A 26364-nucleotide genomic window follows, 5' to 3' on the forward strand; every position below is an offset into this window, starting at 1 on the left:
CAAATGGAGGAAAATCCTTTGCCGTGGAAAGAGGTGTCCCCTATGGACGAGAAAGTAAAATTTATTGCCGCAGTATGCGACGGAACGGTTTCCATAAGTTCTCTTTGTGAAACATTTGGAATAAGTAGAAAGACGGGATACAAGTGGCTTGAACGGTATCGGAAGGAAGGCCCTGAAGGTCTTTTGGAGAGAAGTAGGGTTCCGCACACAAACCCGAACCGAGTAGGTTTTGCGGAAGAGCGGTTGATTCTTGCAGTTCGTAAGCAGCACCCTACTTGGGGACCTCGCAAATTGCTTGTAGTACTTGAGGGAAGTCATCCGGAAATTATTTGGCCTGCAGCGAGCACGATCGGCAGTATTCTTAAGAAAAGAGGTTTAGTAAAGCCCCGTAAGAAGAGAGGAGGAATGGTTCGTTTTTCGGAACCTTTCCGAGGTTATGATCATCCGAATGCGGTTTGGTGTGCTGATTTCAAAGGTGATTTTAAAATGCGAGACGGAATTCGTTGTTATCCCTTAACAATATCCGACGGTTACAGTCGGTTTCTTCTAAGTTGCAAAGGGCTATCAGGCACAAGGACTTACGAAACAAAGAAGGAATTTGAGAAGTGTTTTCGAGAATACGGCCTTCCGAATGCGATTAGAACGGATAATGGAATTCCGTTTGCTGCCGGGTCGGGAATTTCCCTATTATCAATGTGGTGGATCAAATTAGGTATTTTTCCGGAAAGGATTCATCCAGGGAAACCACAAGAGAACGGAAGGCATAAAAGAATGCATAGGACGTTGAAGGCAGAAGCGGTTTATCCGATTCGTTCTAATATGAGACAGCAGCAAAAGGCATTCGATCGTTTTAGAGCGGAATATAACCATGATCGTCCCCATGAGGCGTTAGGTCAAAAGCCGCCTGCGAAGATCTATAAACCTTCCCTAAGATCCTATCCGAATCGTCTATCCGAGATATTTTATCCGGATCATTTTGAAATTCGTAAAGTCGATGACGGTAATTTTTATTGGAAAAATCAAAGATTCTTTATTACGAAGAGTTTAGGTGGAGAGAATATCGGCCTTGAACCTGTCGACGACGGCATATGGGCCATTTATTTCAGCTTTGTGAAAATAGGTTATTTGAATGAGAGCACAAAGAAAATATCTAGGACTTTGAAAGTGTAACCCATGTCTCCGGTCTAAAGTGTTACCTATGTTCCAGGACGTACAACCCTTCCTGGGCGGGGGCCGGAGCGAAGCGGTGGAATTGCCTTATTTCACAAAAATTGAGAGGCTGCAATTCTTTTTCATTTTGCAATTCGTGTGGGAGTTCCAACAGATTTCTTCCCGCATCCGATCGAAGCTTTGTAAAAAAGGGCAGGAGAGTGAGACCTATACGCCTATCTGGCAGGTCGAATTAGAGGGTCCGATCATACTCGCTTAATTCCTTTTTCCAAACCTGAGTCCCGCAATAATGATCGCCCTCGGGGCAATACGGTTTTACATCTCCTTGAAGTCGGATCCAACAAGGGGCTTTAATCCATTTTGCGATCTGAGGATGAACTTGGCCGATGTCGGAAAGTTCATTGATGGACGCTTGGAAAATTTCCTCTTGGGCGTTATAACAGGTTCGGGCTCTCCATTTATGGTGGAGATTCAAAAGGTCTCCGCCCTCATAAAAACGGATCGGGAATGCATTCGGAAGTAGATACGTAGCATATTCCGGTTTTCCTCCAGCCTCCAAAAAGCGGTTCAGGTTTTTGAAAATGCCGTCCATCTTGGTTCTGTAAGTTTCTTCCAATTGCGAATACTTTAAGACGACTTTAGGAAGAATATAATCCGGCATTCCTGCATACTGTGACATCAATACAGGGCGGGATCCCGGAACCATTCTGTGTCTTTGGTCTTGACTGTCTGCAGTATGAGAAATTCTTTTTTTGAACGTATAATGAACGTTAAACATCGCTCTAGATAGTGAACTCATAGTCGTTTCGTTCAGAGTCGAAGTTAGATGCCTATTTTTGCTCGGATCCATTACCAAACGAATCGCGTCTTCATCGCTGAGGGAGGTTTTTGAAATTCCGAGCGCCGATCGGACGGATGAAGCCAGAACTTCCGGGCCATTCGACGCATGTGATACCAAACGAGAATAACGCGCATCCAAATCTACATCGAATTCCCTTACGAAATTTTGCGCGTGCGCAGGTCTGTATTCCCGTGCATTGTCTTGGTAGAATTCCGTAAAGAAACGATACTCAGAAGTTTCTTCCAATGGAATCGGATCATCCATTTCTTCCACATAGAGAGGGTCCGATTCTCGTACCTTTTCTATCATCGCTTCGACGACGAATTTTTGTTCCTCAGGAACGTTAAACGAATTCATTAAACGATAATAGCGATGCAGAGTCAGTCCGTTGACCGAATGATAAAGATAGGTAAATGTCCCGAGAGGTAATAAATATCTAGCGACTTCTAAACATTTTTTCTTGATGGCAGCCTGCCATTTTTCGGGGTAGCTGGCTCTGGCTTTGTAAACTAGGAAATATTCGTCCTGAATAAACGGGTGCAGAAGTTCGACAAATTCGAAATATGCATTGGACGCAAATTCGATCGCTTCAGTATACAGCTCAAATTGCTTCCCGTCCAGATTAGGAGGAATATAATAATTTTCTCTTTTTACTTCGACATATCTCTGGCTGACTTGCTCGGAGTTATAATACGGATGGGAATGTAAGAAAGACCACACGAATTGGCGGGAGACTTTATCCAGGGTAAAAATAAAATGGGGATGCTGCCGAGTCGTAAGGTGTCCCGCTTTCTTCGTGGATTTTGCCACTTTATCCCGAATTTCCAAAGATTTTTCGGAGCTTACCATATCTTCCGGAAGCAAAATCCCCTTTGAAGAATAGCAGGTTCTTGCGGAAGCGATCGCGAGGTTAAACGGTTCTTTAGTGGAATCTAAAAGTTGGATAATCGGTTTCTGACTTTGCATGGCGTAAGAAGGGGAAGGATTCCCGGAAACGCTAGGATGGAAAATCATTCGTTTGGGGAAAGGATTTTCCGACATAATTCTATTTCTTATGTCGCTTTAAAATACGAAAAGTAGAAGCTAAGGCAATTGATTTTCAACCGTTTCTTCTATTCGGCTGTCAATTTTGCAGATTTGCTTCTTTATTTATTTTTATTCTTTGAAGATTTCTTAGTCTTTTTAGAAGGTTTCTCTTCTTCGTTCTCGGACTCATCGATCGCCGGATAGTCGGTCCAAGATTCGAATTCAACCGGAAGCGAAACATGATTCTTATTGCGGGATTTTTGAAACTCCGCTTCCAATCTTTTTTTATTCAGTGCCTTCCGTTCTTCTTGGTGCTGATAAACGATTAGCAAATACTCCATAACGATCGGAAGTAATACTCGGGAAAGTACGGTAGCAACGATGACACCGAAAATTACTACGATCGCTAAGGGTCGTTGGACTTCGGCTCCGGCCATCGTTGAAATTGCCATCGGAAGAAAACCGACGGCTGCGATTATTTCCGTGGTCAATACGGGCCGCAGAGAATTGACTCCCGCACTGATGACGGCTTCGGATACGGTTAATCCTTTTGCCAGTTCTTCGCGTAATGTTGAAGCATATACGACACCATTCAATACGGCGATACCGCTTACGGCAATGAGGCCCACACCTGCGGGAATACTAAAAGGAAGTCCTCTGGCCACCAAGCCGATGATTCCTCCGGAAATCGCGAGCGGGACTACGATAAAAACGCCTAACGCATAATAGACGTTTCCGAATGCCGCCATGAGCATAAAGAAAATGATCGCGAGCGCGATCGGAACGACGAATAGAAGGCGATTTTTGGCTCGAATAAAGTTTTCAAACTGTCCACCCCAATCGGTTCTATATCCTTCCGGGAGAGTTCGTTCGAGTTCCGCCGTTGCCTTCTGAGCTTCGTTTACGAATCCCACTAAATCTCTTCCGCGAACGTTCGCTTCCACCATGATACGCCGTTTCAAAGCTTCTCGGTAAATGGCGGCGGGTCCTTCTTCGAATTGTATCGTAGCAACTTGCCCGAGAGGGATCGTGATTCCTCCGGATGTCATGACCGGGATATTTTCCACTTCGCTTAAATCGGATACGTCAAGCTGTAATCGAACGACTAGGTCAAAACGTTTAAAGCCTTCGAAAACTCTTCCTGCAGTTCGGCCTATTCTCAATGCTTCCACAGTCGTAAGAATTTCTTCCGCTTCGACTCCATATCTCGCCATTTTTTGTCGATCGGCTTTAATTTCGATTAGAGGAAGTCCTAAGACTCGTTGAACTCTGAGATCCGCCGCACCGGGAACTTTTTTGATTTTCTCGGCAAATTTGGTCGCGGTATCCTTTAGCACCTGCAAATCGTCACCGTAAATTTTGACGACGACGTCGGCCTTAGATCCGGATAGCAATGCATTAACCCTATTTTCGATAGGTTGAGAAAGTGCGATCGTGCTAGAGGGAACCGAATTTAAAATCGCATCTTTCATTTTGTCCATCAGCTCTTCTCGAGAGGAGGCGCTGGTCCATTCTTTTGCGGGTAGAAGCTTTACCATCGTTTCCCCTTCTTCCGTTCCCACCGGTTCCGCTGCGGATTCTCCTCTTCCCATTCTGGATACGGCGCCTAACACTTCCGGGAACTTTCCGATTACTTTCTCGAGTTCCGTATTCGTTTCCCTGGAATAGTTCAATGAAGTGGATGGAAGTCGTTTAATATCGATTGCAAATTCGCCTTCGTCGATCCTGGGTAAGAATTCGGAACCGAGAGTCGAACCTAAAATTAAAGAAATAGCAAATACTCCCACGCCTGCGCGAAGGAATAATTGTTTGTTCTTCATCCCGAAATCCAAAAGTTCGAGATATTTATCCGTGATTTTGTCCCAATATTTACTATGGTAAAACACGGGTTTGCGGAAGATGATGCTGGCCGCTGCGGGAAATGTAGTTAAACTGAATAAGAGCGCGGTCGCCAAAGAGATCGCTACCGTGATCGCCATCGGCTGAAACATTCTTCCTTCCACACCTTCCAGAGTCATGAGAGGAAGATATACGAGGAGGATAATCGCCACCGAAAATGTAGCGGCTCTTGCGACTCTTACGCATGCTTCCGTAATAATTTCTTCGGCGGCAAGATCCCGATCGTCCTGAGTATTTTGTAATTCATAAAATGCTTTTCGTAAAATGAATCCATGAAGTATGGATTCAAGCATTACGATGGCGCCATCCACAAGAAGACCGAAATCTAGGGCTCCTAATGACATCAGGTTTCCTACGATTCCGAACATTCTCATAAAAATTGTCGCAGCTAACATCGGTATCGGAATGGCTAAGCCGACTAGTAAGGCTCCTTTGACGGTTCCCATCGTTAGAATCAGGACTAGAATCACTAAAATTCCGGCCTCAGCCAAGTTCGTGAAGATCGTCCCGAGAGTTCGTCCTATAAATTCGGAGCGATCATAGAAGGTTATGATTTGCATTCCGGCGGGGAGCCTGGTTTTTAATTGCTCGATTCGTTCTTTAACTCTCTTTACGACCTCCAGTGAGTTTTGCCCCATAAGCATCATTGCTGTGGCTCCGACGACTTCTCCTTTGCCATCCTTGGTGATCAAACCGAAGCGTAAAGCTCTCCCTGTTTCCACGTCCGCGATTTGACCTAGTAAAAGCGGAACTCCATCCCGCTCGGTCTTTACCGCCACATTACGGATTTCTTCTACGGTTTTAAACTGGCTTTCCCCTCTGATAACGATCTGTTCAGACCCTTTGGATATGTATCCGCCTCCGGTATTCTGATTGGCTGATTCCAATTTCTCGCAAAGCTGAGAGAGTGTGATATTATGAACGGCAAGTCTATGAGGATCGATTTTGATTTGGTACTGCTTTGCATTTCCTCCGATGATATTTACGTCGATAATTCCCTCGACCGACTTAATTTCCCGTGCGAGTTCCCAATCCATATAAGTTCTGAGTTCTTCCGGATTATGACGATCGCTAGTTAAGACGAACTCGTAAATATCTCCTAGTCCCGTCGCGATCGGAGAGAGTTCCGGAGATCCGTATCCTTTCGGAATGAGGTTTTCTACGGCTCGAAGTCGTTCGTTAATGAGCTGCCTAGCTAAATAAATATCCGTTCCATCTTTAAAGATTGCGGTAACGCTGCTTACTCCGGTTCGAGAAATGGAACGAATTTCCGTTACGTTCGGGACGCCTGTCAGTTCCATTTCTATAGGATACGTGATAAACTGCTCCACTTCTATAGGGGATAATCCCGGAGATTGAGTTACCACCGAAACTTGCACGTTGGTGATATCCGGAATTGCATCTATCGAGAGGTGATACGCATTAAATACGCCGATCGCGGTAACAATCCCGGTTAAAACTAGAATTAGAATTCGGTTCTTGATGGAAAATCGTATCAATTTTTCGATCATAGTCGGTTCCGGGACAGAATACGAACAGCTTCAAATTTCGAGAATCACTGTCGATAGGTTTTTCGTAAAAAGAACTCGAGAGCGAATGGTTCAGTTAGTTTTTGAGTAATAGGAGAATCTTCATTCCTTCCCGCTCCGTCTGCTTTCGGAGAGAAAAGCCCGATCGAGTCAGCATACGTGATAAATGATCGATAGGCAGGATCAATTTATAGTAAGAGCTGTTGCTGAAATTCCATTGATGACCGTCCCATTGATGAAAGAGATCGGTTACAAGAACCTTCTTCTCCTCGAACGAAAGTAAACAGGAGAAGATTCTATCTTTTTCGGTACGAACGGGGAAACCGGTCTTTTCTCCCGGTTTTCCGTAGCTTAGGTCTCTATAACCTAAGATAATATATGCACCTGATTTTAAGAAATAAGACCAGAGAGAAATAACCATTTGTACTTGTTCCAAGGATTCGAGATGAGCCAGAGTATCTCCCATGCATAGCAGTAGTTCGGGACTTTCCCCCGCGTACAAGCTAGGATTTGTAAAGTCGGCAGACTTCGTTTCCACGGATAATCCCCGATTTCTTTGTCGGAGTTGAGTGAGTAAATCATGGCTAAAATCAATCGCAACTACGTTGAATCCAAGTCTGGCAAGAGGGAAGGATTGAATTCCATTTCCGGCGCCTAAATCCCAAGCCAATCCGTTGCTTTTAGGCAAGATTCTCCAACTGCGGAAGAGATCCTCTTCTTCCTTTTCTCTTTCTTCGAGATTTCCCAACATCCAGGCGTATTTTTCCGACAAGAAGCTATCGTAATGAATTTTAGGGGTTTGCATTAGAGTTTCTATGTTTGTTAACCGGTCGATGGACATTCGCAAAAAGTAAAATGCGGATTTTCCGAAAACGAATTACGTTAGCCGGTAGATCAGCACTTCTTCTTCCCTTCCTTTTACTTTTACGGGCGGCAAGCTCTCCGCCTGCATATAGTGTTTTATTTGCTCGTAAACGGAATCGGTTACGAGGAGTTCCGTTCCGTAATCTTTGTTTAGCTGTTCGACCCGGGAGGCGAGATTTACGGTATCTCCGATGATCGTGTATTCTTTGCGTTGGGACGAGCCGACATTGCCGGTCATTGCTTCTCCGGAATGCAGACCGATTCCGATTTTTGTTTCCGGAATTCTTTGAGCGAGATTCAGTTCGGCCACCTTTTCTATAATTTCCAACGAAGCTTTTACTGCATTTTGAACGTCTTTGCCCGGGTCGGATAAGGGGGCTCCGAAAACAGCCATGAAGCCGTCTCCCAAAAACTTATTTATGATTCCATTATTCTTGTTCACGATATCGATCATATCCTCAAAAAGTGTGTTTAAATACGTGATCACTTCCGTAGGACTTTTTTTCTCGGAAAATTTCGTAAAGTTTCGAATATCAAGAAACATGACGCAGACTTCCCGGCTTTCCGAGATTCCCTCCGTTTTTTGGCTCATCAGTCGATCCACGACGGAAGGAGAAACATACTGTCCGAACATTCCCACTATCTGATTTCTTTCCTCTAGAATTTTATAAGAATTTCGTAATGTGTTTCGTAGCCGAATTCCTACGAGGCCGGCTATGATACCGGATGCGATGAACATTAACGAGCGCATTACGATCGGAATTTTTGAATAGAAGAAAGCGTAATCGAAATCGTTTTGGAAAGCCGTATTCGGATTGTAAATCCATCCTATAATAAGAAATTCTATGCCCGCGACGAGTCCGGTGAACAAAGATAATCCGAATTCCATCCGGAGCACGGACAATAGAATAAACATGAAAAACAGGTTGGGCAGCGGTGAATTCAAAACTACGACCGGAGATCCGTAACCGTTCACCAATATAAATAGGGTTGCCGCCGGAATGGATGTTTCAACAAAAGCGTTTCCGAAACGAGGGAAAAGCGGGAGAGGTTTTCCGAGCGTTGCCCAATAATTTAACAGCTTTAACACGCCGAATTCATAAATATTTCCGAATAAAAGAATTCCGATGACGATCTCGAACGGGAAGGATAGGCCGATGCTTTCGTTAAATTTTTCCCGAACGAAAATCGCAAGGGACGTCCAAATTGTCATCGTCGTCAGAAAGATAAGCAGTAAGATTTTACTTCTTATTCTTTCGCTCTGTAGGATTTCCGATTCTAGAGTGTCCGAGAAGGTATCGAAAATTTTAGGTGCCATCGATCATGTTTCCTTTTAGCGGCGGAGCGAATTTGTATTTACTACCTGACCTTTTTAAGGTCAATGAGTTTCCTTTTTTCCCAGAATAATGCGATCAGGACTGGACCATATTCTAAAATCATAAAAATAGGGTCGTCGACATACGGAATTTGTCTATAGGTTGAATACGATAGTATCCAAACCCCGGCGACGACCTGAGGCCAAATTTCCTCCGTAAAGACCGAGCCGGCTAGTAGCGGAAGAATGTACCAAGGGTGAATGGTAGTAGAGAACAGATAGTAAATTCCGAGTAGAGAAACCCATGTACTTGCAATGAATTTTACGTCAGCTATCCGTCTCGATTGGCGAAAGGAATATACGATGATTGCGGCCGAACCGAGGACTGCGAGATGACGACCGGCAGAATACGGATACCAGGAAAAACTTAACGCGTACTTCCAAAGATAATATAAACCTCCGTGATATTCGAAGAGCTTAAAATAAACTCCGATTCCGTTCTTCCATTGTTTCTCGATCGTTTCAAGAAGGTTTATCGAATCTATTGCCCACGCGGATAGAAGCAAGACGGGAATCAGTAAGATTAGGAAAGAAAGCGATTTTTTGGAATATCTCCTATCTTTTCCGATTCGGAAGAGAATCAACGGCAACATAAGTAAGGGAATCACTTTGGTAAAGACCGCGGCCGTGTACGCTAAGCCGGTTTCCAATCTCTTATTTCTTTTCCAAGCTAACATCGCAAAAAGCAGGAAGAATATCAGTATGGGTTCGGGATGACCGCTGCCTGCCCCTTCCAATACGACCAAAGGATGCAGCCAATATTTTAGAAAATTCGGATTCTCTCCTTCCTTTCGAAAAGTAAGAAGGAGTCGAAGCACTGCCAACTCGAAACAAAACAAGATCCCTTTCCAGAAAATGATTCCCACCCATATCGATTGAAACTCTTTCATACTCCATGCGGAAGCCGAAAAGAATACCTGAAGGACGGGAGGATATACCGAATAAAATCGCGAGGAATTCATTCGTTCTAATAATTCCGTTCCGAGCGCCGATTCCTCGGACGATAAAAATGAAACTTTCAATTCTTGCGGTAGGTTTGCGTAAGGAGAGAGTAAATGAATGTCTAAAAATCCATCCCATAAAAAACGATATACGTCTTCGGACAGTACGGGTGGAAGAAATACGAAAAATAGTCTAAGTAAAATTCCGGCGGTAAGTCCGAAGGATTCCCCGATCGCCGTAATCTTTGAGTATATAATAAAAATATAATATGAAAGAAGGCTAAACGCGAAAAGGATAATCAAGTGCCAAAAGTCGCTTCGCGAGTGATAGAGTGGGAAGTAGGCTAAGGGGAGAGCCCAGGCAAATAAGAGAAAAGAAACGAGCAAATACCGCTTTCCGAGCTTAAAAAAGTACATAGTTGTTAAATTGGTCATTTTGTTCAATATAGCGAATTTTTTCTTGAGTAAGAAAAGCCGGTATTAAAGTCTTGAAAAAGGGCATTTTATGGGAGGATTCGTACCATGATTCAAATCGGAAATTTTCCTGATTCAGTCAATGAGGTGGCTGCAAGAACGGTAGCCGGTCTAGTCGTATTGCTTGCCGCTGCAACGATTTGGACTCTATCCATTTGGTTGGCAATCGCCTTAACCTACGGATTTCTGGCTCGCGTTCTGTATGGACCGAGATTTTCATTCTTTGCTCGATTGGCGATTCACGTTTTAGTACCTCTTATGGGTTTTGCGGCCACGAACGTTCCGGGACCTCCGAAACGCTTTGCTCAATTTGTAGGCTTACTTTTTAGCGGTACTGCCTTGACTCTTCTTCTTCTCGGCCAAATCCAAGCCTTCCGGATTGTACTAGGAATCCTCGTCCTTTTTGCAAGTTTGGAGAGCTTCGTCGGATTTTGCGCGGGTTGTTTTGTTTTCGGCTATTTGATGAAGTGGGGAGTGATTCCACAAGAAGTTTGCGAAAAATGTAACAATCTTACGTTTGTTTCGAAGAATTAAGCGGTCGGGAAGATTTTAGCGAAGAGGCAAATTTTTCTTTTCGAAACTGATTGTTTTTCGATAAAAATAGTCCAACTTCCGGCGGCATCGGCTTTTTCGTATCCGTTTCGGTTTCTTCTGTTAAACTCTATTATTAATTACTTTATCTTTTCTCTCAAAAACAAAGACAAGGAGCCGACTTATGGCACACGAGAATACCTACTATAAACCCGAAGATTTAAAGAAATTCGGAAATATAGGAGAATTTGAACCCGATCTAGCTAAGAAATTCTTCGATTATTATGGAGCGGTTTTTGCCGATGGAGCCTTAAGCGCTAGGGAGAAGTCTCTGATCGCTCTTGCGGTAGCCCATGTCGTTCAATGTCCGTATTGCATCGACGCATACACCACCGATACGCTGGAAAAAGGAGTTACCGAAGAGCAAATTTGGGAGGCGATTCATGTCGGCGCGGCGATTCGTGGCGGAGCGACTTTGGTACACAGCGTCCAAGCATTAAATAAAGTTAAAGAACTCAGTATTTAATTTTTATTTATTATGAAATCATTACTAGCTAGAGGAAGCGATCTCGCTTCCTCGGAGGAACAACTCAGGATTCTTTCGGAAATATCGGAACGACGCTCGTTCCCATTTTTCAATCGGAAACTTTCCGAAAGCGGTTTATTTCCTTTAAAGCCGATTCGAACCGATATCTTGCAAATTAACGTCGGAAAGCTTTGCAATCAAACTTGCAAACATTGCCATGTCGATGCGGGACCGGATCGAAAAGAAATCATGTCCAGAGAGACTATGCAGGAATGTTTGGATGTACTCGCGTCCTCGGATATTTCCATTTTGGATATCACCGGAGGCGCTCCGGAGATGAACCCGGATTTTCGGTGGCTGGTGGAGGAGGCAAGCAAGCTGGGAAAGAAAGTGATGGTTCGCTGTAATCTTACCATCCTACTCGCCGGAGAGAAGTATAAGGATCTTCCGGAATTTTATGCAAAGCATTCCGTGGAAGTCGTTTCGAGCCTTCCTTACTTTCAGAAAAGAAGGACGGATGCGCAGCGAGGGGAAGGAGTTTTTGACAGATCTATAGAGGCGCTACGGAGATTGAACGCTGTAGGGTACGGGAAGCTCGATTCCGGTTTGGTTTTGAATTTGGTGTACAATCCGGCGGGCGCATTTTTACCCGGAGGTCAATCCACTCTTGAGGGGGACTTTAAGAAAGAATTGGGAACCCAATTCGGAATCGAATTCAATTCTTTATTCACGATCACCAACATGCCGATCAGTCGATATCTGGAATACTTATTGGAAAGCGGGAATCTCGAGGATTATTTGGAAAAACTTATCACTTCGTATAACCCGGCGGCCGCCTCCGGAGTGATGTGCAGAAATACGTTGAGCGTAGGCTGGGACGGAACCCTCTACGATTGCGATTTTAATCAAATGCTGGACCTGAAAGTGGAAGGTCCAGTTCAAAAGATTTCCGATTTCAACCAAGCAACTCTAACCGATCGTCATATTCGGCTCGATCAACATTGTTTCGGTTGTACTGCCGGCAGCGGTTCTTCTTGCGGCGGCTCCATTGCGTGAATTCGGTTAGCCCCGCCCTTCCTGGGCGGGGGCCGGTCGGTGGCTTCCGCCTCATTAGCAAATTTCTTTACATTTTGCAAGTTTTTTATTGCTGCTCCATCTGCGGGAGCTCCCTCTCGATCTTGGTTAACGTAAGAATACTTTTCTCTATTCCTGCTTATCGAAGTTTGCTTTTTATCAATTTTTTTAGATGCTTTAATCGGGCCGATTTCTTGTTTCAGAATCGAGAATCTAAAATCTTAACGAGAAATTAACGCTTTCTTCGATCTTTTACACTTTACTCCTCATTGACGAGACGATAAAAAAAAGCTACGTTTTTGGCACATGCATTCATCCTCACACATTCGGATGGAGCGTGATTAGGAGGCTTCCTTGTCCTATCCGTTTTTAATTGCAGTCGTATTCGGTTTAGTCGTCTATCTGACATACGCAATCGTTAGGCCAGAAAGGTTTTAGGTAAATATTATGAATGGAAACGATTCGGTTTTTTACTTTCTTTACTTTGCTGTCCTTTTTTTGGTTTCTCCGTGGTTAGGTTTATTCATCGCCAAAGTCTTGGACGGAGAATTTCCTAAATTCCTAAAACCTGTAGTCGCTTTCGAGAATCTCATCTATAAAGTGACCGGTGTCGATCCGAGTAAATCCACTTCTCCCAAAGTTTACGCTTTTGAAATATTAGGTTTTAGCGTATTGGCTCTCTCGGTGGTGACGTTAGGGTTAAGATTTCAGGAATTCCTTCCTTGGAATCCGGAGGGAAAGCCCGGCCTGAATTGGGATCTTGCTTGGAATACGAGCGTAAGTTTCGTTACGAATACGAACTGGCAGGCTTATTCCGGTGAAGCTAGCCTTTCTTACGGAAGCCAAATGCTTTTATTAGGGGTCCAAAACTTCGTGAGCGCAGGCGTCGGAATTGCCGTCCTTGCCGCGATGGCCCGAGGTATTTTAGGAGCTTCTCCGGTTGGTATCGGGAATTTCTTCGTAGATTTGACAAGATCTACTCTTTATATTCTTCTTCCTTTATCGATCCTATTCGCAATCGCATTCATCGCGCAAGGTGTCGTGATGGATTTTTCGGCGTATGTGGGATCGACTTCGTTAGAAGGAGTCGACTCTCGAATTCCTCTCGGTCCCGCAGCCTCTCAAATCGCGATCAAGCAATTGGGAACCAACGGAGGCGGTTTTTTCGGAGTGAATTCGGCCCATCCATTCGAGAACCCCACGCCATTTTCCAATTGGCTGGAATCTTTATTAATCCTTTTAATTCCGGCGTCGCTTCCGTTTGCATTCGGTAAATGGGCCAAATCCTGGAAGGCAGGTGTCTCTCTTTTCATCGCGATGCTTCTGTTGTTCGCAGGGAGTGCTGTCATCGCTTTCTGGTCGGAAATCTTTCATTCGTCCCAGGGGTTTTGGCCCAATTGGGAAGGAAAGGAAGTCCGTTTCGGGATCGCCCAAAGCGTGCTATGGGAAATGGCAACGACGGCAGCTTCTAACGGTTCGGTTAACTCTATGCACGATAGTTTCTCCCCGTTAAGCGGAGGGGCCGCTGTCTGGAATATTCTTTTAGGAGAAATCATTTTCGGCGGGGTCGGAGTCGGATTAGCCGGAATGCTTTTCTACGTGATTCTTACGGTCTTCCTCGCGGGCTTGATGGTCGGCAGAACTCCCGAATATTTCGGTAAGAAGATCGAAGCGCGGGAAGTCAAATACGCGCTTTTCGGAGCCTTGGCACCGGGAGTAAGCATCTTATTGTTTACGGCACTTGCTTCCTCTTACGAGTTCGGGCTTTCTTCCCGAGCGAATCAGGGTCCGCACGGCTTAACGGAAATATTATATGCTTTCGCATCCGCAGCGGGAAATAACGGTTCTGCATTTGCGGGATTGAATGCGAATACTCAATTCTATAATTTCGCGCTATCCTTCTGCATGCTTCTCGGAAGGTTCGCCGTGATTTGGCCTGCGATAGGATTAGCGGGAGCGCTGATGAGCAAGAAAAAAGCGCCGGCAGGGGAAGGTACCTTCTCTACCGACGGTGCGTTATTCGTGCTTTTGTTGGTATCGGTGATCGCTTTAGTGGGAGCCTTAACGTTCCTACCTGTGTTAGTTCTCGGTCCTGGAGTGGAATTTCTGCTGCAAGGAACGGGGAGGACTTTTTAATCTATGACTACTAAAAAGAATACTTCTTTTTTCGGCGACTCGGCGTTGCTTTTGAGGGCTATCGGTGATTCGTTTATCAAATTGGATCCAAGAACCCAGTGGAAAAACCCGGTTATGTTCATGGTTTATCTGGGAGCGATCCTGACCACGAGCGAACTTTTCATTTCTTCGAATGAAAGAGGTTTTGCGATTCAAATTTCCATCTGGCTCTGGGCTACCGTTCTATTCGCTAACTTTGCGGAAGCCCTGGCGGAAGGAAGAGGAAAAGCAAGAGCCGAATCTTTACGCAAAACTAGACGGGAAACTCAAGCTAGGCGACTCGTAGGAAACGTTGAATCTCTCGTTCCCGCTTCTACTCTTAGAACGGGCGATCGGGTCGTTTGCGAAGCGGGCGAAACCATCCCCGGGGATGGGGAAGTTGTGGAAGGAATCGCATCGGTCGACGAATCCGCGATCACGGGAGAATCCGCGCCGGTAATACGGGAATCCGGAGGAGATCGATCCGCTGTCACAGCAGGAACAAAGGTACTTAGCGATAGAATCATCATCGAAATTACGACTGATCCGGGAAAGACGTTCATCGATAAAATGATCGCTCTTGTGGAAGGAGCTGCACGACAAAAGACTCCTAACGAAATCGCGCTTTCGATTTTGCTTTCCGCACTTTCTCTGGTATTCTTACTCGCCGTTGCAACTTTAGTTCCAATCGTTCAATACAGTGTGAGAGAAGGCGGTGGAGAGGCGGGATTGTCCAACTCTTTACCTGCGTTAGTCGGCTTTCTTGTCTGTTTGATTCCTACTACGATCGGCGGTCTCTTATCCGCGATCGGAATCAGTGGAATGGATCGCTTGATTCGAAGAAACGTTATTGCGAAATCGGGTCGAGCCATCGAGGCCGCCGGCGATATAGACGTTCTACTTTTGGACAAAACCGGAACGATTACGTTCGGTAATAGAATGGCGACTCGTTTTCTCCCGGCCCCCGGAGTGGACGAGCAACGTTTGGCTAATTCGGCGCAGCTCGCGTCCCTTTCTGATGAAACGCCGGAAGGCAGATCGATTGTCGTCTTGGCGAAAGAGAAGTTCGGCATTCGAGGAAGAAACCTCGCCGAGTTGGGAGGGGACTTCGTTCCGTTTACCGCCAAAACGAAGATGAGCGGTGTCGACTTTAAGAATAGCATGGACGGAAAGAGTCGACCCAATATTCGTAAAGGATCCGCGGACGCGATTCGAAATTATATAATCGGCCTCGGAGGAGAATTCCCTGACGAGATAGTTCGCATAGTGGAAGATATCGCGAAAGAAGGAGCGACTCCTCTTGTCGTATCGGAAGGGCGCGAAATTCTGGGTGTAGTTCATTTAAAGGACGTTGTTAAAGGCGGGATTCGAGAACGCTTTGCCCGACTGAGAACTATGGGAATCAGAACGGTCATGATCACCGGAGATAATCCTCTGACTGCCGCCGCGATTGCAGCCGAAGCTGGGGTGGACGATTTTATTGCGGAAGCGACTCCAGAGAGTAAACTGAAACGAATTCGCGAGGAGCAGGCTTCCGGAAAATTGGTCGCGATGATAGGAGATGGAACGAACGACGCCCCGGCATTGGCTCAGGCCGATGTGGGCGTTGCGATGAATACCGGAACTCAGACCGCGAGAGAAGCCGGAAACATGATCGATCTGGATAGTAATCCTACAAAACTGATCGAGATCGTCGAAATCGGAAAGCAGCTATTGATGACCCGGGGATCTCTTACCACTTTCAGCGTGGCAAACGACGTTTCCAAATACTTCGTAATCCTACCCGCCATTTTTGCGAGTCTGTATCCGGTCGCAGGAAAAGGGGGACTCGGAGTTTTGAACTTCTTAGGTTTGGGAAGCCCGATGTCCGCAGTCTTGAGCGCAGTGATCTTTAACGCGCTCATACTCGTGTTTTTGGTTCCGCTGGCTTTGCGGGGCGTGGAATATCGTCCGTTAGGCGCGGATACGGTGCTTGCTCGAAACGTTTTCATATACGGTTTCGGGGGAATTATACTTCCTTTCTTCGGAATTAAGCTCATCGACGTAGTGTTGAATTACGTTCAAGGTTGGTTTGTATGAGAAGAGTTTTTTCTCAATTCATATTTTGGACGATCCTTTGCGGATTGGTTTATCCTTTCTTAATTTACGGAATCGGAAAGCTCTCCTTTGCGAAAGAAAGCCAAGGATCCCTGATCCTCAGAAAAGGAAAGGTGGTCGGTTCCGAATTACTTTCTCAAAAATTCGAATCACCGAAATTTTTCCAGGCGAGGCCTTCGGCGGGCGGTTACAACCCGGAAACCGGATCGGCTAGTAACCTTGGTTTTACGAGCGAAACGCTTCGTAAACAAGTAGATGAGCGGAAAAATTATTGGCTATCGAGGGGTGGCGAGGCCGAAGTCCCGGCCGAGCTGGTTTTTGCATCGGGTAGCGGTTTAGATCCGCATTTAAGTCCTGCGGCGGTCGAATACCAACTCCCTCTCGTCGCAAAAGCGAGGGGGTTCAGCGACGAGCAAATCAAGCACTTGAAGCTGTTGGTTAAAGACTCAACCGAATATCCGCAATGGGGAATTTTCGGCGAAGAAAGAATCAACGTTTTGAAACTGAATCTATCCTTGGAGAATAATGTCGAAACCTCCGCCTTGTCCACGGCGGAACCTTCGACGTATCGATCTTACTGAATGGCATACCCTGAGGAAAAAAGACCGGATCCGGACGAACTTCTCTCTAGAATAGGGGATAAAGCCTCATCTAGAGGGAAACTCAAGATTTTTTTCGGAATGGCTGCCGGCGTGGGGAAAACTTTCGAGATGCTTCGCGACGCGCAAAAAGCGAAGTCCGAAGGTCGTGAGGTAGTCATCGGGTATTTGGAAACTCATAAACGGGAGGAAACCGAAGCTCAAGCTCTCGGATTGGAAATCGTTCCGCGGAAAAAATCCAAGTACAAAAATGTGGAGTTAGAAGAGATGGATCTGGATGCGGTTTTGGAACGAAAACCGGATTTAGTTTTAGTCGATGAATTAGCGCATACGAACGTTCCTGGTTCGAGACATCCGAAGAGATACCAAGACGTTTTGGAAATCCTGGATAACGGGATCGACGTTTATTCGACTTTGAATGTCCAGCATTTGGAAAGCAGGGCCAATATCGTCGAGGAACTTTCCGGGGCACCCGTCGCTGAACGGGTTCCGGATTCGATTCTAGAAATTGCCGACGAGGTGGAACTTGTGGATCTAGTTCCGGATGACCTAGTTAAGCGATTGAAAGAGGGAAAAATTTATCCGGCTGAAAAAGTTCCCGGCGCTTTACTTTCTTTTTTTCGCATCCCGAATCTGACGGCATTGCGTGAACTCTCCTTAAGCTACACCTCCAAGCTTGTCGATCGCGAATTGGCTCGTCTCGAGCCGACGAGGGATTCCAAATTATCGGAGAAAATTCTTGTCGCGATCAGTTCGTCGCCTGCTTCGGGAGAATTGATCCGGCACGCAAAAAGAATGGCCTTCCTTTTGAAATGTAGCTGGGTTACGGTGTACATAGAAGACGGGAGAAATTTATCCGCCGAAGATAGAAAGCAGCTTCACTCTCATCTGCAATTGGCCAGGGAACTTGGAGCGGAAATTTTAAGCCTTCCGGAAAAGGATTTGGTTCAGGGGATTTTAAGAGCTGTGGACCGCACAAAGGCCACGCATGTCGTAATCGGGAGAACTACCAGAAATCGATTTTGGCAACTTTTAGAAGGCGGAACTTTACTAGAACGACTTACCTCGGAATCGGCGAATTTTCAATTAGTGGTCGTTCCGGGTGGGGAAGGAAAGTATGAAAATTTCAGACCTCTTTGGTGGGTGGGGAAATCAGGCCCGATACAGTATTTTTTATCATTCCTTTCGCTTTTAGGTGTTACTTCCATCAATCTTTTGACGCTGAACATAATAGGTTACTGGTCGATCGGATTAGTTTATCTGTTTTTTGTAATGTTGATTTCTTTATTTGCCGGTAGAGGTCCGGTGTTGGTTACTTCCGCTCTCTCGGCGTTACTTTGGAATTTTCTATTTATTCCGCCTCGATTTACTTTCTTTATAGGAAAGCTCGAAGATTGGATGATGTTCGTGATGTATTTCGTGCTCGCCATGGTTTTAGGCGTGTTTACGACTCGTTTAAGATCGAGAGAGGACGCGCTCAAGCACGGAGAAGAGGCGATTTCGTCCCTTTACGAATTATCAATCGCGCTTTCTCGGACGCATACTGCGGACGGAATTGTGAACGCATCCGTCGAGCTATTGTCTAAGACGTTCGATTGTCCGATTTTTATCGTCATTACGGATAAGGACGGACGTTTGGAAAGAACCGCTCATCCAAAAAGTACTTTCATTCCCGAGGCAAGAGAATTCGCACTGGCGTCCTGGTCTTATCAAAACAGGAAGCCTTCGGGTAATTCCACCGATACTGTCCCGCTTTCCCGAGGGTTATATCTTCCGCTACTATCGCCGGGAGGATGTTTCGGCGTACTCGGATTGGATCGCGAAGGTAGAGAACCGTTAGAACCGGGAGAGGACGCGTTGCTGCACTCTATGTTAAACCAGATCGCGTTGGCAGTGGAAAGGATTCAGCTTCTTGGCCTACGTGAAAACGCGAGAATGGTGGAAGAATCCGAAAGACTTCACTCGGCGTTATTTAATTCGGTCAGCCATGAATTTCGTACTCCTTTAACTATTATTAGGGCTTCTCTAGACCTTCTGGATGGCACCGTCGATCGATCGGCTGAAAAAGAAATTTCCCTATTAGCCGAAGTGCGCAGCGCATATAGAAAACTTGAAAGATTGGTAAATAATCTTTTAGACATGACCCGTTTGGAGTCGGGCAGGTTGAAGCTAGATCTGCAATGGGAGGATCCGGCGGATTTAGTGCTAGGCGCCGTTGCGGAAGAAGAATCGGAAAGAGGATCGCACCGTTTAACGGCGGAAGTGGACCAAAATATGCCTTTGGTTCGATTAGACAACCGCATTATGCAGCAGGTATTAATTCATCTTATTCAGAACGCTTTTCTGCATACGCCTGAAGGAACTCCGGTGACAGTTCGCGCCAGCGTTCCGAGAGATCATCTTCTCTTAGTCGTAGAGGATAAAGGACCTGGTATTCCGAAAGGCGAGGAAGAGCGGATTTTCGATAAGTTCACGAAAGTTTCTTCCTACGCTCACGGAACCGGACTCGGCCTTTCCATCTGTAAGGGGCTGGTCGAGGCGCAAGGCGGTCGTATCTGGGCGGAGAATCGTGCGGAAGGTGGGGCTCGATTCTTGATTCGGATTCCTGTAATGACTTTCCCGCCTTTGGAGGAAGACATTGGGTAGTCCGGTCATTTTAGTCATCGATGACGAAATTCAAATTCGCAGACTATTAAGAATGGCCTGCGAACCGGAAGGTTATAAATTAGAGGAGGCCGTTTCAGTAGAAGATGCATTATCAAAATTTTATATGGTCCGTCCCGATGTCGTCGTTTTAGATTTAGGTTTACCGGAGAAAGGTGGAGAGGAATTTCTCATTCAAATTCGGGATTCCGGTGCGAAAGTTCCCGTTTTAGTGCTAAGCGTTAAGGACTCTGAAAAAGATAAGATCCATCTATTGGATGCAGGGGCGGACGATTATCTGACCAAGCCTTTCGGAGTCGGGGAATTTTTAGCGAGGATCCGTGTGCTTCTCCGTCATTCGTCTCCTGAAAAAACGGACGTTAAAGTAAAGATCGGAAGTCTAGAATTGGATTTCGGAACAAGGCGAGTAACGAAATCAGGAAAAGATGTTCGCTTGACTCCGACGGAGTATTCTTTTCTAAAATTGCTCGCAACATATCCGGGCAAGATTATCACTCAGACGCAGATTTTGAAGGAGCTCTGGGGTCCGAACCAGATTTCGGAAGCGGGTTATTTGCGCGTCTATGTAAATCAGATTCGGAAAAAAATCGAAGCCGATCCGAGTAAGCCGGAAATACTGATTACGGAGCCTGGCGTAGGCTATTACTTAAAAGCGGAAGATCAGTCCGCGAAATTCTAAAGAAATTCGATTTCTTTAGAAAAACGAATCAGGAATAAACCCGAGCCTTCGGCGAGTTCCCAATTGTGAAGTTCGGGTTCTTCTTCCCATGTCTCCAAGTTGCAAAGAATCAAGTCGGCTTCTCCCAAAACGATCGGATCGGATTCTCTCAAAATCGGAATCTTTTCCTTCTTAAGCAGGTTTCGATCCTTCTGAGGTAGTCTTTGAACCGCTCCTCTCGGATCCCAAACAGAAACTTTGGACCCCAGGTTCTTAGCTAATCTGCTTGCCAAAGTCAATAACTTTGAGTCGGTTTCCGAATACATCGCGACTGTTAGGCGATCGATATTTCCTAGTTTTTCAGCAACTAATATTCCGGCATTACCGTTCGATTCGGAAAGTAACGTCCGGATTTTTCCTCCTAAGACGTCGTCACTGAATAACGATCTCGCTCCGCCAGTCAGAAACATATTATAATTTCCTGATTGAATTGTCCTCAAGATGTCTTTCGCGACGTTGTCGGAGGGTTTGTACAACGTTTTGAGTTTTAGACCTAATTCTTTGGAAAGTTTATGCAAGGGCTCGAAGCTGGTTTTTTCGTATCTTTGCGCAACCTTTCCCGAAATGGACGAGTCCGGACTCATATGTAAGGCCGTGACTTCTTTCGCTTTGTTACCGGCGGGAAATAATCCGTTTGCTAATCGAAGTAAGTCGATTCCTCGCGAATGGAGAGCGAAAGCCACAAGTATTCCTCCTCCTTTCGAATCCTTTCGCGGAGATGCGAATACTTTTTCGATCAGGTTTAAAGAGGGACCGGTCATAAACGTGGTTACGAGTGCCATGAGAACCATCATAGAAAACACTTGGGAAGAGAGGATGCCAAGATCGTATCCGATGTTCAGTACGATCAATTCCATTAGCCCTCGAGTATTCATCAATGCGCCTAAAGAGAGCGAATCTTTCCAGGTCTTACCGGATAATTTTGCGGCAATCGCACTGCCAGCAAATTTCCCGAGGATTGCGACAGCTAATACCCATGCAAAATCCCACCATAGGTTTCCTTCGTTTAATAATCCGATCTGAGTACGTATTCCCGTTAGGGCAAAAAATAAGGGAAGAAAGATCGCAGTGCTGACGTCCTCAACTTTTTCGGCTAGGAGTGTTCTCAATTTCGGTCGATCCGGCATAACGACTCCGGCGAGAAACGCTCCGAATAAGGCATGTATGCCGATCGATTCGGTTATCCACGCCGATCCGATCGGAAACAGAAGAAAAAAAGCGACAGCGGTTTTGGTGAAAGCCTCTCGATTCGTAAATATATGTCCCGCTCTTCGCATCCATGGCAATACCAACTTCCACATAAAAAGAATATAAATTAGCGCCAAAAGAATCGTCATTAAGCCCGGTAAGAGTCCGCCCGCTTGAACGAGCGCGATCACGCAAGCGAGTAAGCACCAGGCCGTCAGATCGTCGGAGGCGGCGCAGGTCAGAGCGAGTCCTCCTAATTTCGTTTTAGTCAGCCCTTTTTCCTGGACGATTCTAGCCAGAACGGGAAAGGCCGTGATGCTCATCCCGATTCCCATAAAAAGCGAAAAGGAGAGAAAGCTAATCCCCTCTGGCGCTAATCTTCCGTAAAAGGAAAGCGCTAAGGTCCCGCCCAATAGGAAAGGTAACAATATGCTTGCGTGCGAAATTAAGATCGCCGAGTCGGCTTGGTTCTTCAGAATCTTTAAATCTAATTCCATTCCTACGATAAACATAAAGAAAACCAAACCGATTTGGCTTAGTAGTTGCAAAATACCTAATGAAGCTTTCGGAAATACGAACGAGTATGCGTCGGGCAATACGGCTCCGAATAGGGAAGGGCCTAATAAGATGCCGGCCAGAATTTCACCGATTACCGAGGGCTGTCCGACTGCGACGGCAAGTTTCCCGAAAATCCGAGTCGCGACCAAAACAAGACCGATTTGAAACAGAAGAATCGCGAGCGGTTCTTTCAAACCTTTAGCCAGTTTTTCGACGGTATTTGAGATCGCGATTGCGGATCGGTCTAGTAATAGAGCGGATTCGTTAGTCGAATTTTGGGAAACGAGGGGAGCAGGAATTTCCGCCTCTATTTTTTCACCGAAATTTAATATGACTAGGAAAACTAAGAAGAAGAGAGTTATGAGAAGAATATAGTAAAATACGTTACGTTTCATTCAGAATCGGCGATCCGTCTGCCGAGAAGGATTTTCCTCGAACGAAATAGATCGGTTCCATGTTCAAGCCGAGGGTTTTCGAAGAAAAGTAGAATCTTTAGATGAAAGAGGATTTTGAAAAAGAAAGCGATTCCTTAGAATGAAACTCTATCGAGATAGAAATTTTTCCCAAATGCCGTTCGTTCGCAAAAATTCGGTTCCGTATCGAGCCGCCTCCAAAGGAGTTAGGGTTTCGGATTCGCTCTCGATCCGAGAAAGAAAGAGAACCGTTTTGTTCGAAAACTTCCAGTAGAACCAAAAAAGGGAAATACTTCGCCCTCCGCTATAAGCAGATCCGGAATCGGAGTAAAATTTCTCCGCGGTCCCCCAATTTCCCGCCAACCGATGAGTTCCGGTAGAATTACTGACTTCGCCGGGTATTCTTTCCAATCCGGAAAGGACAATGGACGAGTTTTTTTCCCTTACGGGTAATTTTCGAGTCACGAGCTTCTTTAGAAAAAAGAATAGCTCTTCTCCGTTTAAAGTATAGTCCCCATCCATCCAGAAGGCTCGGCCATTTTCGAGACCCGATGGTTTAGGTAGATCCACACCTGACAGCCAGTTTTGTGCTTTGAATCCGGTAGTTTCGGATAACAATTTTTGAAAATACCAGACCGTGGAGGAAGCGAGAGCCGTTCTTAAATTTTGGTCCTTTTGCCAGCGAATATACGGATATTTTGTTTTATCCCATTTATAAGGCGCGTCCGGTTCCTTCAGCGAGCCGGTTTCCAAAGCTGCAAGTGCGATCATGGGATGGAAGATGTGGAGAGGTGGAACGCTTCCTTTGCAATCGTTCGGATTGATGATAAACGTTTCATCAGTTTCCAGTTCCGAAAAAATGAGGCAGGTTTTTCTTCCCGGCATTTCCGCCAACTTCTCTACGGGAGGAGATGATTCCTTTCTAGTTCCGCAAGAGAGAAGGAGCGTGGCAATGGTTAAAAAAACCTGTCCCCTCATTCCAGCCACGCAATGTATGTTAGATACAACGTGAAAAGAAAAACCGGTACGTAAAGCAGGAGAAAATTTTTACCTATCTTTCTCCAGTTCGTAGACGTCTTTTCTTTTACGAATCGAGAAAGCGCATCCCGATCCATTTCGAATAACTCGCTTGAGTCGTTCCATCCGTAAACGTTACGAGCAAGTCTACCGACGATTTCATCCTTACGGTTCAGGATCGTTTGCCACGCTAGATCGCTTTCTTCTTTTTCAACGGAAAGTAATCTAAGAAAAACTTTCGGCACTAAAAATACTTGGCCGATCATCAGGCTGGCAAATCGAGTGAACAAGCCCAGGAAAAACAAACTAGAGAACAAAGGATTTTCCCGCTTTAAGCCGAAGACGATCCAAAAGCAAACGAGGTAGGATCCGTAACCGATATAGTACCCTGCCAATTCCCATCTACGATTCGTTTTTTTCTCGGAAAGAAATTCATCGTAGTAGGATATTACTTCGGTCGTTGAAATCATGTCACGTTCTCTGAAAAATTAGTTCGGGTTACCGTTACGGAAACGTTTGCCTATCTTATTTGCAGAATTTTTCCTATTACCGGCTCCGACAAGCAGTAAAGAGAACTTCCTACCTTTCGATTTTATGTCCCGGATTCTTTCAAGGAAAAGCTCCGAGGAAAACCTTCTTACGTTCCGAATAGAGAAAGTAAAAGAAGGCAGACTAAAATGAGCATAGCGGTACGAAAGAAAGAACGGAAAATTCTAAGCGGAGAATTTTGGACGGCTAAACAAAGACAAGCACATCCGATCCACTATGTAGTCAGCTATCGCGCATCTTTTAAACCGGAGTTACCGTCCTTCTTTATCGGAAAATATTTGGGTTCTAAAAAAGGAGTCGTATTCGATCCTTTCGGCGGGCGAGGAACGACGGCTCTTCAGGCGAATTTGGAAGGTCACTCCGCCATCCATAATGATATAAGCCCGATGTCTTTAGTTCTGGCAAAATCCAGACAGACGATTCCTTCCGTCCCCGATTTGGAGAGACGGCTTTCGCAGTTGGATTTGAGTGCAAAAGTCTCGGAAGAGGAAGGCGATTCCAATCTATTACATTTCTATCATAAAGACACCTTACGGGAATTGAAAAATCTGCGTAAGATTCTTCTAACCGACGATTCCCCGGAAATTAAATATCTCGGGTTGACCGCATTATCGCGGCTGCACGGGCATAGCACCGGATTCTTTTCGGTTTATAGCTTCCCTCAAATCTCGATTCCGCCTCTTGCACAGAAGAGGAATAACGAAAAGAAAGGAATTAAACCCGAATATCGAGAAGTGAAACCTAGAATTCTGCAAAAATTAAAGAGGGACTTAAAAGAGAATCTTCCGCCTTTTTTCCACGAATTTTCTTCCAGAAATCTTTATACCAATCATTCCTCTCTTGAACTTTCTAGTCTTCCGGACTCGGGAACCGATTTAGTCGTAACTTCTCCTCCGTTTTTAGATAAGGTAAACTATGAAGAAGATAATTGGCTTAGGTATTGGTTCCTTGATATCACTCTGGAGAAGGCTCAAAAGCCGAGTATTTTCGGAACCCTTGCCGGTTGGTGTGAATTCATTCAGGGAACTCTTCGAGAACTATCTAGAGTAATAAAGCCCGGAGGAGTGCTAGTGCTGGAAGTGGGCGAAGTTCGTAAAGGTAAGACGGTTTTTAATTTGGACGAATACGTCATCCGTTGTTCCGAAGGAACCGGCTTAGTTTGGGAAAACACCTATATTAACGATCAGAAATTCACGAAACTTGCGAACTGCTGGAATGTTTCCAATAACGAAAAGGGAACGAATTCGAATCGCTGCGTGGTATTTCGGAACTTTAAATAAGTCGGAAATCCCCAAAAAAAGGGGGAATTCCTAGGGAAATTCCGAATTTAGCCGATAAAAAACCAGAGGTACACACCTATGATGCGATCCCTTTGGACCGCGGCGACCGGAATGATCGCCCAGCAATTCCATATTGATACTATTTCCAATAACCTCGCTAACGTAAATACGACCGGTTTTAAAAAGAATCGGGCCGATTTCGAAGACTTAGTTTACCAGCATATGGTTCTGGCAGGAACTCCCGCGACTTCGGTTAGCGAAATTCCGACCGGCGTGAACGTAGGTCATGGAGTTCGCGCCGCAGCCTCTCAGAAACTCTTCGAAATAGGTTCATTTCAGGCTACCGGTAATAAATTAGACTTAGCCATTACGAGTGAAATGGGCTTCTTTAAAATACAAATGCCGGACGGCAGCTTCGCTTTCACAAGGGACGGTTCTTACAAGATCGATTCGAACCAGCAGGTAGTGACCTCCAACGGATACCTTTTGGAGCCGCCGATCATACTGCCGGAAGGAGCTATCTTAAACACGTTGATGATCTCGGAGCAAGGGGAAGTTACCGTCAAGATAGGGGCGGATGTTCGTCCTACAGTAATCGGCCAGATCGAATTATATCGATTCGTTAACCCGGCCGGTCTTCAGGCAATCGGTAAAAACCTATTCCAAGAGACAGTTGCTTCCGGTCCCGAGATTCCGGGAACGCCAGGGATGGAAGGTTTCGGTAACGTCCTTCAAGGGTTTTTGGAAATGTCCAACGTTAAGATCGTGGAAGAAATGGTGAATATGATCGTTGCGCAAAGAGCATATGAATCCAATTCGAAAGCGATCCAAACTTCGGATAACATGCTATCGACGGCGATAGGTCTGAAGCGTTAAA

General features: G+C 45.5%; 21 protein-coding genes. 13 read left to right on the forward strand and 8 right to left on the reverse strand.

The genetic code is table 11. From position 1 onward, the window contains the following. The first annotated feature begins 18 nt into the window (after positions 1-18). Both LEP1GSC058_RS08120 and LEP1GSC058_RS20315 read left to right on the forward strand, forming a co-directional pair. Positions 19-1170 (forward strand): IS481 family transposase, encoded by a 1152-nt coding sequence (locus LEP1GSC058_RS08120; RefSeq protein ID WP_016549104.1) that lies wholly within the window; start codon positions 19-21, stop codon positions 1168-1170. 28 nt (positions 1171-1198) lie between these two features. After that, positions 1199-1429, forward strand: a complete 231-nt coding sequence (locus LEP1GSC058_RS20315) for a hypothetical protein (protein WP_039948200.1) — start codon at positions 1199-1201, stop codon at positions 1427-1429. Here LEP1GSC058_RS20315 and LEP1GSC058_RS08130 read toward each other — a convergent pair. From LEP1GSC058_RS08130 to LEP1GSC058_RS08150, 5 genes are all read right to left on the reverse strand, one after another. Beyond that, positions 1403-2977 carry an FAD-dependent thymidylate synthase gene (locus tag LEP1GSC058_RS08130; protein ID WP_039948209.1) on the reverse strand — a complete coding sequence of 525 codons (1575 nt, stop codon included), beginning with the start codon at positions 2975-2977 and terminating at the stop codon, positions 1403-1405. The genes LEP1GSC058_RS20315 and LEP1GSC058_RS08130 overlap by 27 nt on opposite strands. A gap of 179 nt (positions 2978-3156) precedes the next feature. Continuing rightward, a complete protein-coding gene (locus tag LEP1GSC058_RS08135; RefSeq protein WP_016549124.1) occupies positions 3157-6447 on the reverse strand; it encodes an efflux RND transporter permease subunit in 3291 nt (1096 codons plus the stop codon). Between the two features lie 94 nt (positions 6448-6541). Then, positions 6542-7270, reverse strand: a complete 729-nt coding sequence (locus LEP1GSC058_RS08140; protein WP_016549121.1) for a class I SAM-dependent methyltransferase — start codon at positions 7268-7270, stop codon at positions 6542-6544. Positions 7271-7342: 72 nt separating this feature from the next. Continuing rightward, the gene (locus LEP1GSC058_RS08145) at positions 7343-8647 is read right to left on the reverse strand and encodes an adenylate/guanylate cyclase domain-containing protein (RefSeq protein WP_016549123.1); all 1305 of its coding nucleotides are present in this window, start codon (positions 8645-8647) and stop codon (positions 7343-7345) included. A 41-nt stretch (positions 8648-8688) separates the two neighbouring features. Continuing rightward, positions 8689-10032, reverse strand: a complete 1344-nt coding sequence (locus LEP1GSC058_RS08150; protein WP_016549153.1) for a hypothetical protein — start codon at positions 10030-10032, stop codon at positions 8689-8691. A gap of 135 nt (positions 10033-10167) precedes the next feature. On the opposite strand from LEP1GSC058_RS08150, the gene LEP1GSC058_RS08155 reads away from it, so the two are divergent. The 9 genes from LEP1GSC058_RS08155 (at position 10168) to LEP1GSC058_RS08190 (ending at position 20443) form a co-directional block, all read left to right on the forward strand. Then, positions 10168-10653, forward strand: a complete 486-nt coding sequence (locus LEP1GSC058_RS08155) for a DUF4395 domain-containing protein (RefSeq protein ID WP_016549096.1) — start codon at positions 10168-10170, stop codon at positions 10651-10653. 181 nt (positions 10654-10834) lie between these two features. Then, positions 10835-11176, forward strand: a complete 342-nt coding sequence (locus tag LEP1GSC058_RS08160) for an arsenosugar biosynthesis-associated peroxidase-like protein (protein ID WP_016549147.1) — start codon at positions 10835-10837, stop codon at positions 11174-11176. Between the two features lie 12 nt (positions 11177-11188). Beyond that, positions 11189-12232 carry an arsenosugar biosynthesis radical SAM (seleno)protein ArsS gene (gene arsS / locus LEP1GSC058_RS08165; RefSeq protein ID WP_016549135.1) on the forward strand — a complete coding sequence of 348 codons (1044 nt, stop codon included), beginning with the start codon at positions 11189-11191 and terminating at the stop codon, positions 12230-12232. 372 nt (positions 12233-12604) lie between these two features. Beyond that, positions 12605-12688, forward strand: coding sequence for a K(+)-transporting ATPase subunit F (gene kdpF / locus LEP1GSC058_RS20620; RefSeq protein ID WP_016549148.1), 84 nt, complete (start codon positions 12605-12607; stop codon positions 12686-12688). A gap of 9 nt (positions 12689-12697) precedes the next feature. Beyond that, positions 12698-14386 (forward strand): potassium-transporting ATPase subunit KdpA, encoded by a 1689-nt coding sequence (gene kdpA, locus LEP1GSC058_RS08170; RefSeq protein ID WP_016549095.1) that lies wholly within the window; start codon positions 12698-12700, stop codon positions 14384-14386. Positions 14387-14389: 3 nt separating this feature from the next. Further along, a complete protein-coding gene (gene kdpB / locus LEP1GSC058_RS08175; RefSeq protein WP_039948202.1) occupies positions 14390-16483 on the forward strand; it encodes a potassium-transporting ATPase subunit KdpB in 2094 nt (697 codons plus the stop codon). Beyond that, positions 16480-17082, forward strand: a complete 603-nt coding sequence (gene kdpC / locus LEP1GSC058_RS08180) for a potassium-transporting ATPase subunit KdpC (RefSeq protein ID WP_016549141.1) — start codon at positions 16480-16482, stop codon at positions 17080-17082. Before kdpB ends, kdpC begins: the two co-directional genes overlap by 4 nt. Continuing rightward, positions 17083-19746, forward strand: coding sequence for a sensor histidine kinase (locus tag LEP1GSC058_RS08185; protein ID WP_016549138.1), 2664 nt, complete (start codon positions 17083-17085; stop codon positions 19744-19746). Continuing rightward, entirely contained in the window at positions 19739-20443 is a 705-nt protein-coding gene (locus tag LEP1GSC058_RS08190) for a response regulator (protein ID WP_016549111.1), read from the forward strand. The genes LEP1GSC058_RS08185 and LEP1GSC058_RS08190 overlap by 8 nt, the downstream gene beginning before the upstream one ends. On the opposite strand, the gene LEP1GSC058_RS08195 is transcribed toward LEP1GSC058_RS08190, so the two are convergent. The 3 genes from LEP1GSC058_RS08195 to LEP1GSC058_RS08205 form a co-directional block, all read right to left on the reverse strand. Beyond that, on the reverse strand, positions 20440-22623 hold the full coding sequence (locus LEP1GSC058_RS08195; protein ID WP_016549115.1) for a cation:proton antiporter: 2184 nt from the start codon (positions 22621-22623) through the stop codon (positions 20440-20442). The two genes, LEP1GSC058_RS08190 and LEP1GSC058_RS08195, sit on opposite strands and share 4 nt — an antisense overlap. A 147-nt stretch (positions 22624-22770) precedes the next feature. Beyond that, positions 22771-23619, reverse strand: a complete 849-nt coding sequence (locus tag LEP1GSC058_RS08200; RefSeq protein ID WP_016549139.1) for a penicillin-binding transpeptidase domain-containing protein — start codon at positions 23617-23619, stop codon at positions 22771-22773. After that, positions 23616-24128, reverse strand: a complete 513-nt coding sequence (locus tag LEP1GSC058_RS08205; RefSeq protein WP_016549120.1) for a hypothetical protein — start codon at positions 24126-24128, stop codon at positions 23616-23618. The genes LEP1GSC058_RS08200 and LEP1GSC058_RS08205 overlap by 4 nt, the downstream gene beginning before the upstream one ends. A gap of 207 nt (positions 24129-24335) precedes the next feature. Between LEP1GSC058_RS08205 and LEP1GSC058_RS08210 the strand changes: the two genes are divergently transcribed. Continuing rightward, a complete protein-coding gene (locus tag LEP1GSC058_RS08210; RefSeq protein ID WP_016549155.1) occupies positions 24336-25487 on the forward strand; it encodes a class I SAM-dependent methyltransferase in 1152 nt (383 codons plus the stop codon). A gap of 78 nt (positions 25488-25565) precedes the next feature. Further along, positions 25566-26363 carry a flagellar basal-body rod protein FlgG gene (gene flgG / locus LEP1GSC058_RS08215; protein ID WP_010411171.1) on the forward strand — a complete coding sequence of 266 codons (798 nt, stop codon included), beginning with the start codon at positions 25566-25568 and terminating at the stop codon, positions 26361-26363. The last annotated feature ends 1 nt before the right edge of the window (position 26364 follow it).

Source organism: Leptospira fainei serovar Hurstbridge str. BUT 6 (assembly GCF_000306235.2).
GTDB lineage: Bacteria > Spirochaetota > Leptospiria > Leptospirales > Leptospiraceae > Leptospira_B > Leptospira_B fainei.

Coding starts and splice junctions, on each gene's coding strand:
- LEP1GSC058_RS20315 (WP_039948200.1), top strand. CDS start 1,199: ATGTTCCAGGACGTACAACCCTTCCTGGGCGGGGGCCGGAGCGAAGCG.
- LEP1GSC058_RS08130 (WP_039948209.1), bottom strand. CDS start 2,977: ATGCAAAGTCAGAAACCGATTATCCAACTTTTAGATTCCACTAAAGAA.
- LEP1GSC058_RS08135 (WP_016549124.1), bottom strand. CDS start 6,447: ATGATCGAAAAATTGATACGATTTTCCATCAAGAACCGAATTCTAATT.
- LEP1GSC058_RS08140 (WP_016549121.1), bottom strand. CDS start 7,270: ATGCAAACCCCTAAAATTCATTACGATAGCTTCTTGTCGGAAAAATAC.
- LEP1GSC058_RS08145 (WP_016549123.1), bottom strand. CDS start 8,647: ATGGCACCTAAAATTTTCGATACCTTCTCGGACACTCTAGAATCGGAA.
- LEP1GSC058_RS08155 (WP_016549096.1), top strand. CDS start 10,168: ATGATTCAAATCGGAAATTTTCCTGATTCAGTCAATGAGGTGGCTGCA.
- LEP1GSC058_RS08160 (WP_016549147.1), top strand. CDS start 10,835: ATGGCACACGAGAATACCTACTATAAACCCGAAGATTTAAAGAAATTC.
- arsS (WP_016549135.1), top strand. CDS start 11,189: ATGAAATCATTACTAGCTAGAGGAAGCGATCTCGCTTCCTCGGAGGAA.
- kdpA (WP_016549095.1), top strand. CDS start 12,698: ATGAATGGAAACGATTCGGTTTTTTACTTTCTTTACTTTGCTGTCCTT.
- kdpB (WP_039948202.1), top strand. CDS start 14,390: ATGACTACTAAAAAGAATACTTCTTTTTTCGGCGACTCGGCGTTGCTT.
- kdpC (WP_016549141.1), top strand. CDS start 16,480: ATGAGAAGAGTTTTTTCTCAATTCATATTTTGGACGATCCTTTGCGGA.
- LEP1GSC058_RS08185 (WP_016549138.1), top strand. CDS start 17,083: ATGGCATACCCTGAGGAAAAAAGACCGGATCCGGACGAACTTCTCTCT.
- LEP1GSC058_RS08195 (WP_016549115.1), bottom strand. CDS start 22,623: ATGAAACGTAACGTATTTTACTATATTCTTCTCATAACTCTCTTCTTC.
- LEP1GSC058_RS08200 (WP_016549139.1), bottom strand. CDS start 23,619: ATGAGGGGACAGGTTTTTTTAACCATTGCCACGCTCCTTCTCTCTTGC.
- LEP1GSC058_RS08205 (WP_016549120.1), bottom strand. CDS start 24,128: ATGATTTCAACGACCGAAGTAATATCCTACTACGATGAATTTCTTTCC.
- LEP1GSC058_RS08210 (WP_016549155.1), top strand. CDS start 24,336: ATGAGCATAGCGGTACGAAAGAAAGAACGGAAAATTCTAAGCGGAGAA.
- flgG (WP_010411171.1), top strand. CDS start 25,566: ATGATGCGATCCCTTTGGACCGCGGCGACCGGAATGATCGCCCAGCAA.